Source organism: Azotobacter beijerinckii (assembly GCF_900110885.1).
Classification (GTDB): Bacteria; Pseudomonadota; Gammaproteobacteria; order Pseudomonadales; family Pseudomonadaceae; genus Azotobacter; species Azotobacter beijerinckii.
In genome coordinates this window covers 1-1,728 of record NZ_FOFJ01000152.1, presented here as the reverse complement: position 1 = coordinate 1,728, position 1,728 = coordinate 1, and the positions used below count along the sequence as shown (strand labels likewise).

Sequence of the window (1,728 nt, the reverse complement as noted above, 5' to 3'; positions counted from 1 at the left end):
ACTCTCCAACCCGCCAGACTCCGCAACCAACTCCTTGATTTACAAGGACTTCTGCAGACCTGCTCAGGAAGTGGGGCGCATTATAGACCTCCAAAGCCCCTCGTCAAGGACTATTTCGGATCAGCCCCTCAGCCCTCAAGGTAATCCTAGCGAAAGACTTCTTGCCCGCCTGACAGATATGCGTTGCACCACATCGGAACAAGAACCCCCGATCTACAGCAACACCATCCACTCGCACACCACCAGAGCCGAGCAGATCACGCGCCACAGCTGCGTTCTTGACTAGGCCCGCTTTATTCAGCACCGCTGCGATCGGCATATCCTCCACCGAGAGCAACTCGATCTCGGGCAGATCCTCCGGCAACTCGCCATCCTTCATACGATTTCCGGCCGCACGATGCGCAGTGGCAGCCGCCGTCTCGCCATGGAAACGAGCGACGATTTCCTCCGCCAACTTGATCTTGATATCTCGCGGATTGGCGCCCCGCTCAACATCGGACCGAAAGGTATTGATCTCTTCCATCGAGCGAAAACTCAGGAGCTCGAAATAGCGCCACATCAGCGAATCAGGAATCGATACCAGCTTGCTATACATAACACCTGGCGCTTCCTGAATACCTACATAGTTACCTAGCGACTTGGACATCTTCTTCACGCCATCCAGCCCTTCGAGCAAAGGCATGGTGACGATGCACTGAGATTTCTGACCATAGGCCCGCTGCAGCTCGCGCCCCATCAGCAGATTGAACTTCTGATCCGTCCCCCCCAGCTCGACATCGGCACGCAGGGCCACAGAGTCATACCCCTGTACCAACGGATAAAGAAACTCATGGATTGCGATTGACTGATTTGCAACATAGCGCTTGCTGAAGTCATCGCGCTCAAGCATGCGCGCCACCGTGCAATGCGAGGTCAACCGGACAAAATCCGCAGGCGTCAGTTGCTCAATCCAAGAGGAATTGAAAACCACCTCGGTCCTGGCCGGATCAAGGATCTTGAAAACCTGGGCCTTGTAGGTTTCGGCATTCTCCAACACCTGATCGCGTGTCAAAGGCGGCCGAGTAGCGCTTTTGCCACTGGGATCACCAATCATCCCGGTGAAGTCACCTATAAGAAAGATAACCTGATGCCCCAGATCCTGGAACTGACGCAACTTGTTGATGAGCACGGTATGCCCGAGATGCAGATCCGGAGCAGTAGGATCGAAACCAGCCTTGATTCGTAGCGGCTGGCCAGCTTTCAGCTTCTCGACCAGCTCAGCCTCAACCAAAACCTCTTCAGCCCCACGCTTGATCAGCGCCAACTGCTCTTCAATCGACCTCATGAGAACCATCAACCACAAACGGGAAAGGTTAGCAACATTACAAGATTGCCCATGAATTACAAGGCTTAGCCCAGCTTCGCCACAAGCGAAGCAGCTGCCCCCACGAGCCACAGACGGAGCTCGTGCAGAAGGTGGATGCTGAGCATCGAGATCGAGTACATGACACTGCACAGAAGGTAATAGGCGGGAAGCCCTCGACGAACGCTATCCGCAGCAGGCTCTGTTCGACAGCCTTGCGATGCAGGCGCTGCACGATCAGGAACCCCCAATAAGCAGCAATACTCTGGCTGACGCGGTTATGGAGCCCTGCCCCAGCCATGCCCCTATTGAACGGCATGACAAATCGCATTCCCTCCTCAGAGGCACCCCTTTCAAGGTCTTTTACTTTTCGAGGCCTTGATGAG

General features: G+C 54.8%; 1 protein-coding gene. It reads right to left on the bottom strand.

Annotation, left to right across the window (positions count from 1 at the left end; all coding sequences use genetic code 11):
* Positions 1–103: 103 nt before the first annotated feature.
* Positions 104–1,324, bottom strand: coding sequence for a tyrosine--tRNA ligase (gene tyrS / locus BMY22_RS23275; RefSeq protein ID WP_090625694.1), 1,221 nt, complete (start codon positions 1,322–1,324; stop codon positions 104–106).
* Positions 1,325–1,728 lie beyond the last annotated feature (404 nt).

Bases quoted from the DNA above. Each gene is read 5' to 3' on its own strand.
- tyrS (WP_090625694.1), bottom strand. From the start codon at position 1,324: ATGAGGTCGATTGAAGAGCAGTTGGCGCTGATCAAGCGTGGGGCTGAA.